The organism is Paenibacillus sp. O199, from assembly GCF_001636635.1.
GTDB lineage: Bacteria > Bacillota > Bacilli > Paenibacillales > Paenibacillaceae > Paenibacillus > Paenibacillus marchantiae.
Genome location: NZ_LGRP01000059.1, coordinates 1 through 14,421 on the forward strand (window position 1 = coordinate 1; position 14,421 = coordinate 14,421).

The window sequence follows — 14,421 nt, forward strand, 5'->3', positions numbered from 1 at the left end:
TAGTCGTGTCTAACAAATGGGGTGCAGTTCATAAATTAGCAGCCTGGCTTTTTTGGGAAGATTTGAATTACGCACAAGTCTCGACTAGGCTGCATTTTACTTCTTCGCGGCGTTTTCGCAAGTAGGAAATACGGAAGAAGGTAGCAGCAGTTACAGCAGCCAGAATGACGCTTGTTGCGCCGATCCAACTGATGTAGCTAAGTGATGCCTGCTCGACGACAACACCGCCAAGACCAGCACCAGCGGCCATGCCAAGATGCAACACGGAGGTATTCATACTAAGCATAATGCCGGATGCCTCTGGAGCAAGTGACAATAAATAAAATTGCTGGGTAGGGCTGGAAGACCAAACTGTAAAAGACCAAAACATCAGAAGCGGGAATACGATCAACGGCGATTGTCCATCTAGTGAGAGCAGAACTAGAGCAATGGTATTAAACAGCATTCCAATGACTAATGTGCGGGGAGCTCCCCATCTATCGGTGCTGTAGCCGCCGAATTTAGAGCCAAACAAGCTGGCGATACCGAAAGAGAAGAGTGCAATGCTTACGCTTTGCTCGCTTAATTTGGTTATGGTCAGCAAGTAGGGCGAAATATAGGTGTAAACAACAGAGTATCCACCAATCCACATGAAGGCGACAGCCAACGCGATCGCAATTTCAGGTTTCTTCAACAGTGCAAACTGTTTGCGAATCGGAACAGGCGCCTCGCCATTGGATTGGGGAATAGCAATAAGGATTAAGAACATGGCAAGCAAACCTAGTAGACCGATAACGCCGAAAATGAGCTTCCAATCATAAACCGAAGCGGCGACTCTTCCAAGTGGAACTCCGATAATTAAGGAGGCACTGAAGCCCATTATAAGTGTTGCAATCGCACTTCCTTGTTTGCCAGGTGCAGCGAGCTTGGCAGCAACCGTCAATGAGGTAACAAGAAACACGCCGGTACTAATCGCGAGAACAACACGTGATACGAGCAAGAATGTAAAGCCTGGTAACGCGATGGCAATCAGGTTGCCTACTGCAAATACACCAAGCGCATAAAGGAGAAGTTTACGTCTCTCCATACGTGCAGTGACGGCTATGACGATCGGTGTGCCGAAGGCATAGGCCAGCGAAAAAACGGTAATCAGCTGACCTGCGACCGATACGGAGACACCTACATCTACAGCTACCTTATCCAAAATCCCTGCAATAATATATTCGGATGTCCCAACTAGAAAGCTGATAATAGCCAATATATAAATTTTCAATGCGTTCGACATACGGGTAAAGCTCCTCTCTATACTTCAATGTTTTATATTTCTAGTTCTATAGAAATAATGTTTAAAAAAATTTACTCCAGCAAATAAGGCGCATATTTCTGTGCCATTTCGCGGTTTACGCTGTAGTAGATATACGTTCCTTCCTTACGGAGGTTCAACAGTCCACAGTCTGTCAATTGCTTCAAGTGATGGGAAAGCGTTGAGCTGGCTACCGATTCCAGCTTAGACTCGATATCCGAGCAACACAAAGTTGTCTCCTCCGTAAGGAGTAAGGCAATTTTGATTCTCGTGGGTTCTCCGAGCGCTTTGTACACTTTAATAGCTTGACGCACATTCGCATTTTCTTCTACCATCGTAAATTCACCTTTTTTCTAACTGTAGTTATTTCTATATCCGTAAAAATAATGTAGCACACCTTTTTTTGAATGTAAACAGAGAATAAGACTGTGTAGTTTATTTTAACAGATGAGTCGCTTGGGCTTTCCGTCAAAATAGCTACCATCTTACCAGGCTCTCATGCCGGGAACACCTGAAATCAGGTGTTCCCGGCTTCTTGCGTTCGCAGCCTGAATCGGCTCTCCCCGCAACATGATTGAGCTTCGAGTTAAAAAAGGATAGGATGGAATCTTTTATTTAAGACCATTATGTAAAAGTAACTTGCGTTGCAGAATGCGGTTGAAATTTGTGCCCATAATTATGGCGACAATCGTATAAGCTATTTATAATCGGAATGCTAGTATTCTGAAGGAAGCCTTAATGTTAAAATAGTCATGCAGAGCCGTTTATCAGGCATCATCCCATCATCAGTAAGTGGACTGAGTGACCCCAGAACGGAACGATTATTTTAGTTTTCCGCTAACAGTCATAACAGTCACGGAGGATAAGAAAATGAACAACTCGGAATGGGCAGAGTCCTATTTTCCAATATATACAGCAGATAGCATTCAATCATTGTATAGTACGTCAACCATGCCGATACATAGGATCCATGAGAACCTAACCGTTCTGTTGGCCGTTTCAAGTGGTAAGGGTTCACTTCATCTCGACGATCACAACTACGAACTCACCGATGGCATGGTAATCCTTATTCCGGCGCAGAGTGATGTCGTTATACAGGGGAATCAGATGCATCCACTTCATATATACACCCTCTCCATCAGCACACAAGAACAGAAGAGATCACTGCCCGTGGAAGCCATGGGGCGGTCCAGTGTGCTTGCGGCAGGAACCCTTATTGAGTTCTATGAACCAATAATTTCAGCTCAGCTTGAGGAGCTCTATATGTATCGTTTACCTGGCAATGAAGTCAGGCATATGCGTAACCAGATTCTGTTTCATCAAGTACTGATGAGTCTGTTGGAACGAATGGAAGCAAAATATATTGCGAGTGAGCAACCATCTATGGACCGCAGCATCACATTTATGGAAAACCATGTTAGTGAGAAGATAACAACCGAAGGACTTTCCGAAATTGCGGGAGTCAGTCGCTCTCACTACTCCATCCTATTTAAGCAGCTTACTGGATTTTCACCCAATGAGTATCTCTCACGCTTGCGTGTTCACCGTGCCAAAGAGTTATTAATTGGCGGGTCCGCTTCACTTCGTGAGATCGCGCTGAAGGTCGGATATAAGGATGAATTCTATCTTAGTCGTCGCTTCAAGCAGCAGACAGGAGAGAGTCCTTCAGGTTACACACGTCGCAGACCTTCTCAACGAGTGGCTGTGTGGTGTGCACCTTATGCAAGCCATCTAATGTTACTTGGATTGGAACCAGCGGTCGTCATCTCGGAAAGCAGCGAATATGTAAGCACAGAGGGAGTTAGCCCACCTCAAACGATACGTTTTATCCATTCTGACAGTTCACCTGAACAAATAAAGTCCGCATTGCTAGATGCTAATATTGAGCTCATCATTGCAGCAAATCAGCATCTACATATGAACGGATTAAGTTCTGAACGTCTGAGATCCATCGCTCCTATTGTTGAAATTGCTTGGATGGAGCTTGGTTGGAAAGAACATCTGCGGTTTATCGCACAGGCCATTCAAAGGGGGGAGAAGGCAGAACAATGGCTGGCAGACTTTGAAAGGGAAGAACAGCAGGCACGGGAAGCCATTCAGACGAGCCAGATTGTGAATGAGACGCTGACCATTCTCGTCATAAAACCGGATACTTTACAAATATATGGAATCAGAAATGTCGGATATGTGATGTATCAATCACTCGGATTACGTCCTCCGGCCAAGATTGCCCAGGAAATACAGAGGTTTGGCGACCAATTTCATTCGGTCTCTATCCAACTGTCGGAACTTCAGGATTACGAGGGCACTCGTATGCTCGTCATTGTTTTTCCAGATGAAAAAGGGTCCAAGGCTCATTCAGAAGGTATATTTAACTCGGAATACTGGAAAGGGCTTGAGGCAGTGAAGCGAAATCGGATCTATCATCTGGAGCAGGAAGAGTGGATACCCTACAACCCGGTTTCCATTCGTTTGCAGCTCGGACGGGCTGTATCCTTATGGACTGGCATCCAATAATCCAAAGGTTTTCTCAAACAAAAAGGCATGGTTAGGTTCATCCTGCATGCCTATAATTAGCTATTGTAATGAGAATGATTTTCATATTCAAAGAGAAAAGGGAGAGAGTCATCTAATGAGAAAGCTTTTTGTTCCATTTATATTAGTTCTGGTCTTATTGCTTAGCGCTTGTGGAAGCAACTCAGCCAAAGATACAACGGAGAATGCAACTACATCCAACGAATCCACTTCTTCGAACACGGATTCAACAGGTTCTTCATCCGAGTCAGATTCGGGTACGTTCACATATCAATCGGAGACAGGTCCTGTGGAAGTTCCTTCCCACCCGCAACGTGTGGTTGTGCTGACCCGATTCCTGACAGGAAACGTGATGGCACTGGATGTGCCGCTGGTTGGTGTGGATGAAATGTCCAAGGAGAACCCGAATTTCAAAGATAAACTTGCGAATACTGAGGCGGTTACCGACGAAAGTCTGGAGAAAATTATTGAATTGAACCCAGATCTGATTATCGGCCTGTCTGATATCAAGAACATCGATAAGCTGAAGCAAATTGCTCCAACAGTCACCTATACATATGGTAAGGTGGACTTCCTCAAGCAACAACTGGAGATCGGAAAGCTTGTGAACAAAGAAAAAGAAGCACAGGCCTGGGTTGACGATTTTGACGCTCGAAGCAAAAAAGTAGGGGAAGAAATCAAAGCCAAAATTGGCGACAATGCGACTGTATCCGTTATTGAAACGTTCAATAAACAACTTTATGTGTATGGCGAAAATTTCGGACGTGGAACGGAAATACTCTATAATCAATTCGGTTTAGGTATGCCAGTTAAGGTCAAGGAAGCTACTAAGAAAGACGGATTCTTTGCTGTATCGAACGAAGTATTGAAAGACTACATGGGAGACTATGTAATATTCAGTAAAAATGCCGATGAGGACAATTCGTTCCAAAATACCGAAACATACAAAAATATTGATGCGGTGAAAAATAATCGAGTATTTGAAGCCGATGCCAAGGCATTCTACTTCAATGATCCACTCAGCATGGAATACCAGCTGGAATTCTTTATCGAACATTTTCTTGGCAAGTAAAACTTGAACGCGATGAAAAATAAACGACTTCCTTTTCGGTTTGCAACCAAGCTGCTGGGTAGTGTACTCGTACTTATCGTGTGTTTCATCATCGCCATGATGTTTGGCGCAGAAGAAACGACATTCCGCAATCTATGGCTGACCCTGACCTCTGCGACGAAGAACGATAATATTCTTATTCTGCGAGAGATCAGACTCCCACGGGAACTCGCTGCCATGCTGATCGGAGCGGCTCTCGCCGTCTCCGGAGGCATCATGCAGGGAATTACTCGCAATCCGCTGGCTGATCCTGGACTGCTCGGTTTGACTTCAGGTGCCAATATGGCACTCGCCCTAGCTTTTGTTTTCATGCCATCACTCGGATATTTTGGAATTATGGTCGCTTGTTTTGTTGGTGCTGCACTTGGAGCAGCATTGGTTATTGTGCTCGGCTCGATGCGGAGGGGGAGCTTATCCCCTATTCGGGTAGTGCTTGCCGGGGCAGCTGTATCCGCTTTTATGTATGCCATCTCGGATGGTATCAGTATCTTTTTCAAAATTTCCAAGGATGTATCCATGTGGACTTCGGGAGGACTCATCGGAACGACATGGGGCCAGATTCAAGCCATTGCGCCTGTCATACTGATTGGTTTAGTTGTAGTTCCGTTCCTTTCCAACCAGATCAACATCCTTAGCCTGAGCGATGAGGTGGCGACTGGACTGGGGCAGAAGCTTGTACTCGTCAAAACTGTTCTGTTCCTGCTGGTCATCGTGCTTACCGGAGCGTCGGTTGCATTGATCGGAAACATGGCCTTTGTTGGCTTAATGATCCCCCATATTGTCCGTAAATTGGTGGGCACGGACTATCGGTATATTATACCCGTATCCATTTTTGCCGGAGCATCGTTTATGCTGCTTGCCGAAACACTGGGTCGAACGATAAATGCACCTTACGAAACACCTGTGGTCGCCATTGCTTCCATGCTTGGTTTACCTTTCTTCCTGTTCGTTGTGCGTAGAGGGGGCAAAGCGTTCTCATGACAATGTCTGCGCGAATTCGCAAGCAACGACTGATTCTGCTCGTGTGTTTGCTACTGATCCTCATCACGGCTGTGGTAGGTATGAGCTGGGGGTATTCCTCGTTGTCTTTCAAAAGGGTAATTCCGGTGTTATTTGGCCAAGGTACATTTAAAGAAGACTTTGTTCTGTTTTCGGTCCGATTACCTCGAATTTTTATTACATTACTAGCTGGTATGGCGCTTGCGCTGTCAGGCTCTATTTTGCAGAGCATTACACGTAATGACTTGGCCGATCCAGGCATCATTGGAATCAATTCAGGTGCAGGTGTTGCCGTTGCCATCTTCTTTCTGTATTTCCCGATTGAAGTGGGCACGTTCGTTTATATGTTACCGTTAGCTGCTTTTATTGGTGCATTACTGACAGCCGCGCTCATCTATCTGTTCTCCTATAGCCGGACCAAGGGACTTGATCCCATAAAAATGGTGTTGGTCGGGGTTGGATTCTCGATGGCGCTGTCAGGCATCATGATTGTCATCATATCTTCGGCGGAGCGATCGAAGGTCGACTTTATTGCCAAGTGGATCTCCGGAAACATATGGGGGGCAGACTGGCCATTCATATGGGCTTTGCTGCCTTGGCTGATTGTGTTAATCCCGCTTACTTTGTTCAGAACCAGACGGCTTGATCTCATGGGATTGAACGAAGAAACGGCAATCGGAGTGGGGTTGAAGCTGGAGCGGGAACGCTTGGTACTCATGGTGATTGCTGTTGCAGCTGCCGCATCTGCTGTATCGGTTACGGGAGGAATCGCGTTTATCGGTTTGATGGCTCCACACATCGCCAAAGCGCTGGTCGGTCCACGTAACTCGTTATTTATTCCTGTAGCCGTTCTGCTTGGAGGCTGGCTTCTATTAATTGCAGATACGGTTGGACGCAACCTGGTTGATCCTGATGGAATTGCAGCAGGAATTATGGTCTCCCTAATCGGTGTGCCGTATTTTGTCTATTTATTATTGAAGAAATAATCTAAAAATCTTTAGATTAATTGAACACATAGCTAATGAGGCTATCTTTTGTCGTCAAGACAAGGGATGGCCTTTGTTTGTAGTTTTGACGGGGGAAAGGTGAACTAAGCAACCCAGTATGACTTGATTCGTGTGATAAGATAAAATAGGCACAGTTTAAACCGATTCTAAAAGATAGGTGGAATTACCATGACAGATGTGGATCAATTAGCTTCAATATTTGCAGATAATTCTTTTAAAATAGATGGAATCAATCGATTGGTTTTACAGCCCAAAAGTATATTGCGTGAATTCAGAACATTAAATCATGGATTTCTTTTTGTGGTACGGGGAGAAGCCAGTATGTCAGTAGATGGAACGATATACGAATTACAGCCCGGGTCCGTTTTTCATGCAGCACCAGGCATGCAGTTGGACTCACAAGTGAATGGTCATTCAGAGTATGAATATTATTTAGTATTTTATAGTTTTGACCTATTGGAAAAGGGCGACAGCATTCAGGAATGCGACTCTCATTTCAAATTGGACTCCGGGGCCAATCCAAGGGTTGTTGAATTACTGGTTATGCTGCAGGAACAATTACACGCGCAAGGGGGAATTGGGAAACTTCGAGTCAAAGAATTATTTTTGAGCATCATGGTTCAGGTTTTTACAGGCTGCAGTCAACGGGAAAATGGAACTTCGCCGAGTGAAAAGGTGATTGAGCAAGCCATCTCTTATATACATGGACATTACATGAATCTGCTGACACTGGATGAGCTAGCAGAGTTACATGGCATGAGTTCAAAGCGTTTCTCCTACTTTTTTCACAAATACACGGGATTCCGCCCAATTGACTATGTCATCCATTATCGCATGGAGAGGGCAGGGGAGCTGCTGAAATCAGGTAGTTATTTGATTCGCGATGTTGCGATCAGTGTTGGTTATACCAATCCGCTCTATTTCAGTCGAATTTTTAAAAGTAAATTTGGTGTTTCTCCTTCGGAATACACGCATCTTAATTAAGCCTCCATTAGACAATAGTACATCCCAAATTGGTGATTTGTGCATTCGCATTTTCAATGATCCTTGCTATAGTATTAAATGATAATGAGAATCATTATTATAAAGGTTTGGAAGGTTGACTGAGATGAATACAATAAAAGCTATTTATTCTCTCGATGCGTCCTCGGCCGTTCTAACCATGCAGGAATAAATGGAAGAAGAATGTTGGACAAACCAATTCGGAAATGGGGTATTTAAGATGAAAGATCATGAAGTGTTTGATGTAACGATTATTGGTGGTGGGCCTGCCGGATTATTTTCAGCTTTTTATAGCGGTTTGCGTGAAATGAAAACCAAAATCATTGAATTCCAGCCCTATCTTGGCGGGAAGGTACATGTGTATCCTGAGAAAATGATCTGGGATATAGGGGGCTTACAAGCCGTTCCGGGCGCACAACTAATCGAACAAATGGTCAATCAGGGGCTAACTTTCCAGCCAGAGGTTGTTCTTGGAGAAAAGGTCACGTCCATATCCAAGGATGAGCAAGGACACTTCGTACTGCACACCGCTTCTGAGGAAAAACATTACTCCAAAACTGTGATTTTAGCTATTGGTGGAGGAATTCTGAAGCCGATTAAACTGGAAATTGAAGGTGCAGAACGTTTCGAGGTTACGAACTTACATTATACAGTCAAATCGCTGTCCCGTTTCAAGGACAAAACGGTTCTGATCTCGGGTGGCGGTAATGCGGCGATTGATTGGGCAAACGAGCTTGCCCTTATTGCCAAACAAGTCTATTTAACATATCGGAAAGATACGCTGAAAGGCCATGAAGCTGAAATATCACGTCTTGAGAACAGTTCAGTCGAATGCTTGCTCAATACAACGATTGAGAAGCTGGTCGCTACAGTCGATCATCAACAGATTGAGACGGTTGTGCTGAAACGTAATGAGGACGGAGCTTCATTGGAGCTGGCCGTGGATGAGGTCATCATTAACTACGGTTATGAGAGGGACAAGGAATTGCTTGTGAACAGTCATATTAAGATTGATATGAAGGATCATTGGATCGCAGGCACACCAGTCAGCGAAACATCCGTACCGGGCATTTTTGCTGCGGGAGATATTTTGCATCATGAAGGGAAGCTTCATTTGATCGCAGGAGCGTTCCAGGACGCAGCCAATGCAGTGAACAAAGCCAAACTGTACGTGGCACCCGAAGCCAATACACATGGAATGGTTTCCTCGCACAATGACTTGTTCACGCAGAAAAACCGTGAGCTGATGAAGCATCTATATACCAAATAAAATACAACAAACTAAAATGGTCATCATAAAGTTTATCTTTTGATATCAAAAAAGCCGCTCACCCGTCAGCATGACGAGGAGCGGTTTCTTTTTCACAAGCCGACGATCTCGTCGGTCTGCTTAATTAATTAATGTAAGGCTCATGTTTTAGTGTTTAACCGCTTCTCCAGCGAATACTTCAACGTTCATTGGAGCGGCCATGAATGCTGCTGCTTGTTGAACGAAAGTCTGGAAATGGGCGCTTGCATTATGGGAAGCTGTAGCGGCTTCGTCTTTCCACAGCTCAATCATCGTGTAGTGATGTTCGCGTTCAGTACTTTTGGCGAGATCATAGCTGATGTTGCCTTCTTCATTACGTGTTGCAGGGATCAGCACTTTTGTAGCTTCCAAAAAAGCTTGTTCCTGGTCTGGTTTAACTTGCAAGTGAGCGTGAATGATAATCATAATATTCAACCTCCGTTAGTGTATTTAGAATGTTGTTATTGTTTGAAATGTAAATGGTGCTGGAGCACGTAAAAACATTGACTGATATTATGCCCAAGTCGTAATTGTCTCAACAGGCAGACGGTAGGAAGGGTGACCTTCTTTGGCCGATTTACCGATCGAGATCAGCATAACGGGTTGGTAACGATCTTTATCCATACCGAATGCTTCAGCAATTTGATCTTTCTCATAACCACCGATTGGGTTGGTATCATACCCATGAGCACGTGCAGCGAGCATCAATTGCATGGAAGCCAGACCCGCGTCAATCAGATTGACATCGCGAAGAGCGGAAGCGGGCATATTTTCATAATAAGGCATTACAGTTTTGAGCTGCATTTCCTTGACTTCCTGTGGCATATAACCGAGTTCGACAGCTTTACCAAAAATTTCGTCCATGTACTCGACATTGTTCATATCAATAAATACACCAACGACTGCTGCGGAAGTCAAAACCTGATTTTGGTTGAATTTCGCGAGAGGAGCAAGCTTTTCTTTGCCTTCAGCCGTATCTACAACGAGAAAACGCCAAGGCTGCAAATTGATGGAAGATGGAGCGCGAGAAGCTTCTGACAGAATTTCTGTCATTTCTTCACGGCTGATTTTGACTTCAGGATCGTATAGTTTTACAGACCGGCGGCCGTAAGTAATTTCATTAAAATCATTTGTCTTTTGAAAAGTGCTTTGGAATGTACTCATGTATGGTTCTCTCCTCTATATATGGGTTTAGAAATTGTTTTGCATTCGTTCCAGGAAATCAGCAAGCAGATGAACTTCTTCTTCACTAAAATCCTGTAGAATCTGATTGATAAAATTGGTTTTCTCAACTTTATAACCTTCGATTTGCTTCCGTCCTTCATCCGTAAGGCGGACAAAGGTAACGCGGTTGTCTTCCGGATTTTTACGTCTGGTGACCATCGAATCGGCTTCAAGCTGCTTCAGATGGCGAGTGATCGCCGCACTGTCGATATTAATGATTTTTTGCAACATGGACTGATTAATCTCGTCCACCTGGTCCAACTCATGCAAAATCTCAAAGCGTGATGAGCTGATGCCCGTACAGCGTTCGAACTTGGGGCTGATCTTGTTACCCAGCCCGTTGAGCAGATTGATAATCTGCTCCTCCTTGGAAAACACACGTGTCATGACTAGACCTCCCGGGTGAATCTCGACCATGAACAACGGCTTATGTGAACAAAATACATAAAGTTGCCATTATACAGTGCCATTGCTTAGTCAGTAATATCTGCTAAGTTAATCTTTGACGTATCAATATTTGATGCATCAATAATTGATGGCTCAATTAATATATCATGGGTGTTTTGATTTTGCAACAGGGTAGTCATGTGAAGATAAATCCATCTATTCCAAAGCGATATTCTTCTTGGTTCCGTAGGTGTAGGTTATCCATTCAAGTAACTTTATATCGATTTATATTGTGGTTGAGAATAATTATAAACTGTAATGAGGCGATATACATACGGATGAAATTGACGTCACAGAAATGTTTAAACAATAGAGAGCTTCTAAGCTGTGCTTAGATTGGAGGGATGAGTCTCTTTGCAATGCATTAGACTTTCCTATATACTTCAAGCTATTGATCAATTAATTACTATGTAATGGAGGTGTGATAACATGGCTAAAAATGCAGCGGTATCGGTTAATCGACGTAGTGATATCATATCCGCAGCGATTGAGGTGTTTGCTGAAATTGGCTATTTTCGGGCGACCACAGCTCAGGTAGCAGAAAGAGCAAATATTTCGCAACCGTATATCTTTCGTTTTTTTAAAAGCAAAGAAGCTTTGCTGTTAACAGCACTTGAGGTATCCTGGACGCGAGTGATTGATTCATTCCGAGCGGTGGTGGAGACAGCTACTCCAGATCAGTTGGAGAACGAGTTAACAGAAGCCTATGAAGAGATTCTTAAATCTCACAAGAACGAAATTTTGCTGCAAATGCAGGCGCAGACGGTTCAGGAAGAAGTCATCCGTCAAGCAATGCAAAAAGGATTCGCAGAGGTGCGAGATATGGTATTGGAAGCTTTTACAGCGGCAGGCAGTGCCAATCCAAAGCAAAGAACGTTGATATTCTTGGCAATCGGCATGTTATGTAATATATCAACCGCACTGGATATGCCAGAGCTTATGGATAGATAGAAAGGGAAGAGTCCCTTTTTGTATTTTAGTTATTGATCAATCACTAAATATACGTTATATTGTGTTGAAGTAAGTAATTGATCAATAACTAATTGAGAGAAAGAGGTTGAGATGTAATGAAAAGAGCAATCGTGGTTGGGGCAACAGGTGGAACGGGCGCAGCGATTACAGAGGAATTGATTAAAGTGGTATTTCTACAATCATTTTTGGTCGCTCACGTCAAAAACTGGAGCAACTTGCGGTAAAACTGGGTTCGCCTGATCATCTACAGATCGCTGTTGGAGATGCATTCCGATTCGATGATATTATAGCTGCTTCACTAGAAGCCGATGTAATGTTTCATTGCGCGAATGTACCTTATAACGAAATGGAGAGCAAGCTGATTCCTCTGGGTGAATCCGTTATGGAGGCGGCAGAACAATTGGGCCTAAAGGTGGTCGTCATTGACGGGATTTATCCGTATGGCAGAAGACAAATGAAAGAAGTGACTGAAGAACATCCAAAGCAGCCGCATACTCGAAAAGGAAAGACTCGGCTTGCCTTTGAGCAGATGTTATTTAGCAGCAAATGGCGCAAAGCGCAAGTGATGATTGTTCGCTTGCCTGATTATTATGGTCCTACTGCCAATCAGGCTTCTTACTTGGGGTCTACGCTTGAAGCAATAGCGGAAGGGAAAATGACTTTTTTTATCGGAACTATGAAAATGCCACGAGAATATATCTATTTGCCAGATGCAGCGGTCATGGTTGTGGAGTTGGCGAGCAGAGATGATGCCTATCGGCAGAACTGGAATATCCCTGGTGCTGGCATAATATCGGGCAAGGAAATCGTACGTATTGCACAACAGGCGGCGGGTAAAGCGAAACCGGTCATAGCCCTCGGCAAAACAGGACTTTCGCTGCTTGGATTGGCCGTACCGGTAATGAAAGAAATTGTTGAAATGTTATATTTGACAGAAGAACCGCTGGTGTTGAGTAAAAAGAAATACGAGGCCAAAGTTGGGCCGGTGAAGATGACTTCTTTTGAAGAAGGGATTACACAGACGATAGGTGAGCTGCAAAAGAAATAAATGTGTTATGTCGATTTGTAATTGATCAATCAATAATTAAAATGTGTTATGAATCGGTTAATGCTTACGACCTAAACCAAAATGCTGAATGCTGATATGACTTCATTAATGGGCGGTGCACAAAACCTGTCCTAGACATAGAGTGTAGTATTGCAAAAGCGGAGAATAGATACGGTGTACAAGGAGGGGGGATTTTCTTGTGAGCTATACGTCCAAAAAGGAGCGCAAAATGTCCTCAATCAGTACAACCAAACGCAAATTAAAAAAAGCAGGCACTCGTGTTTCTATTAAAAGAAAAGTAAAATGTAAATCCAAAAAGAAGCTTGCGCTTAAAAAGAAAAGAGCTGTCAGATCCAGATGCCCTGTGTTACGTGGACCGAGGGGATATAGAGGGTTTCAAGGAAAGACAGGTGTAACCGGGGCTACGGGAATCACAGGAGCAATGGGAATAGTAGGTAGGATGGGGAATACGGGAGCTACTGGCTCGATAGGAATAACGGGATCAACCGGAGTCCGAGGACTTACAGGTACAACTGGTGATCCGGGCGTTACAGGAATTACGGGGGCGACTGGATCAACCGGAACTACAGGGATAAAAGGTGTAACAGGTGCCACGGGAATTACTGGTGATCCAGGAGCGACAGGCGCAACAGGCTCGACAGGGGTAACAGGAGCGACGGGCGATCCTGGAGTGACCGGCGTTACAGGTAATACAGGTGTGACTGGGGCAACCGGAGCCGTGGGAGCAATGGGCATAACCGGTGTAACCGGCGCAACTGGAATGGGAACTACAGGTAGCACTGGAGTGACTGGCACGACAGGGATAACTGGGGCAACGGGCGATCCTGGTGAAACAGGAGCCACAGGAACCACAGGTTTGACGGGAGCAACTGGAGCCGTTGGAGCAATGGGCACAACAGGTGTAACTGGAACCACAGGTAGCACTGGAATGACAGGTGTTACAGGTAATACAGGTGTGACTGGGGCTACCGGAACGACTGGAACCACAGGTATAACAGGAGCCACGGGCGATCCTGGAATAACGGGAGCAACAGGATCCATGGGAGAGATGGGGACTACCGGTGCAACCGGAACCACAGGTGTAACGGGCTTAACTGGGGTAACAGGATCTACGGGCGTAACTGGTGTGACAGGAGTAACAGGAACGGGAACTACTGGAACTACTGGTGCAACGGGATCTACGGGTATAACTGGTGCGACGGGAGCAACCGGAACTGGAACAACAGGAACGACTGGTGCTACAGGATTAACAGGTGCCACCGGAACGGGAACAACCGGGGCTACCGGAGTAACGGGGCTTGATGGGGTAACTGGTGCAACCGGCGCAACGGGAACAGGAACGACAGGAGCCACTGGTGCAACGGGTCTTACTGGGGTAACCGGTGCGACCGGCGCAACCGGAACTGGAACAACCGGGGACACAGGTGCAACGGGTCTTACAGGAGTAACTGGCGTGACAGGAGCAACGGGAACAGGAACGACTGG

The 14,421-nt window shown here is 44.8% G+C and carries 13 protein-coding genes and 1 pseudogene; 9 read left to right on the top strand and 5 right to left on the bottom strand.

The genetic code is table 11. The features are described 5' to 3' along the window. Positions 1-67 precede the first annotated feature (67 nt). Entirely contained in the window at positions 68-1,264 is a 1,197-nt protein-coding gene (locus A6049_RS31150) for an MFS transporter (RefSeq protein ID WP_063568291.1), read from the bottom strand. A gap of 71 nt (positions 1,265-1,335) precedes the next feature. Then, positions 1,336-1,617, bottom strand: coding sequence for an ArsR/SmtB family transcription factor (locus tag A6049_RS31155; protein ID WP_063568292.1), 282 nt, complete (start codon positions 1,615-1,617; stop codon positions 1,336-1,338). 535 nt (positions 1,618-2,152) lie between these two features. Between A6049_RS31155 and A6049_RS31160 the strand changes: the two genes are divergently transcribed. From A6049_RS31160 to A6049_RS31185, 6 genes are all read left to right on the top strand, one after another. Next, a complete protein-coding gene (locus A6049_RS31160) occupies positions 2,153-3,799 on the top strand; it encodes an AraC family transcriptional regulator (RefSeq protein ID WP_063568293.1) in 1,647 nt (548 codons plus the stop codon). Positions 3,800-3,914: 115 nt separating this feature from the next. Next, positions 3,915-4,889: an iron-hydroxamate ABC transporter substrate-binding protein gene (locus A6049_RS31165; RefSeq protein WP_063568294.1), complete on the top strand. Its 975-nt coding sequence runs from the start codon at positions 3,915-3,917 to the stop codon at positions 4,887-4,889. A gap of 12 nt (positions 4,890-4,901) precedes the next feature. Next, entirely contained in the window at positions 4,902-5,909 is a 1,008-nt protein-coding gene (locus A6049_RS31170; RefSeq protein WP_063568301.1) for a FecCD family ABC transporter permease, read from the top strand. After that, positions 5,906-6,913: a FecCD family ABC transporter permease gene (locus A6049_RS31175; protein WP_063568295.1), complete on the top strand. Its 1,008-nt coding sequence runs from the start codon at positions 5,906-5,908 to the stop codon at positions 6,911-6,913. The genes A6049_RS31170 and A6049_RS31175 overlap by 4 nt, the downstream gene beginning before the upstream one ends. A gap of 189 nt (positions 6,914-7,102) precedes the next feature. Continuing rightward, positions 7,103-7,918, top strand: coding sequence for a helix-turn-helix domain-containing protein (locus tag A6049_RS31180; RefSeq protein ID WP_063568296.1), 816 nt, complete (start codon positions 7,103-7,105; stop codon positions 7,916-7,918). Between the two features lie 238 nt (positions 7,919-8,156). After that, a complete protein-coding gene (locus A6049_RS31185) occupies positions 8,157-9,206 on the top strand; it encodes an NAD(P)/FAD-dependent oxidoreductase (protein WP_063568302.1) in 1,050 nt (349 codons plus the stop codon). Positions 9,207-9,353: 147 nt separating this feature from the next. Here A6049_RS31185 and A6049_RS31190 read toward each other — a convergent pair whose 3' ends face one another. From A6049_RS31190 to A6049_RS31200, 3 genes are all read right to left on the bottom strand, one after another. Next, positions 9,354-9,650 carry a putative quinol monooxygenase gene (locus tag A6049_RS31190; protein ID WP_063568297.1) on the bottom strand — a complete coding sequence of 99 codons (297 nt, stop codon included), beginning with the start codon at positions 9,648-9,650 and terminating at the stop codon, positions 9,354-9,356. Between the two features lie 87 nt (positions 9,651-9,737). Further along, the gene (locus tag A6049_RS31195) at positions 9,738-10,388 is read right to left on the bottom strand and encodes a nitroreductase family protein (protein ID WP_063568298.1); all 651 of its coding nucleotides are present in this window, start codon (positions 10,386-10,388) and stop codon (positions 9,738-9,740) included. A 27-nt stretch (positions 10,389-10,415) separates the two neighbouring features. Beyond that, complete coding sequence (locus A6049_RS31200) at positions 10,416-10,835, bottom strand: MarR family winged helix-turn-helix transcriptional regulator (RefSeq protein WP_063568299.1); 420 nt, start codon at positions 10,833-10,835, stop codon at positions 10,416-10,418. Between the two features lie 489 nt (positions 10,836-11,324). Here A6049_RS31200 and A6049_RS31205 point away from each other — a divergent pair, with 489 nt between their 5' ends. The 3 genes and pseudogenes from A6049_RS31205 to A6049_RS31215 all read left to right on the top strand — a co-directional run. Further along, the gene (locus A6049_RS31205) at positions 11,325-11,846 is read left to right on the top strand and encodes a TetR/AcrR family transcriptional regulator (protein WP_063568300.1); all 522 of its coding nucleotides are present in this window, start codon (positions 11,325-11,327) and stop codon (positions 11,844-11,846) included. A gap of 116 nt (positions 11,847-11,962) precedes the next feature. Beyond that, positions 11,963-12,915, top strand: a pseudogene (locus tag A6049_RS31210) (NAD-dependent epimerase/dehydratase family protein). Positions 12,916-13,114: 199 nt separating this feature from the next. After that, a partial coding sequence (locus A6049_RS31215) for a collagen-like triple helix repeat-containing protein (protein WP_275078683.1) occupies positions 13,115-14,421 on the top strand: 1,307 nt, incomplete at its 3' end.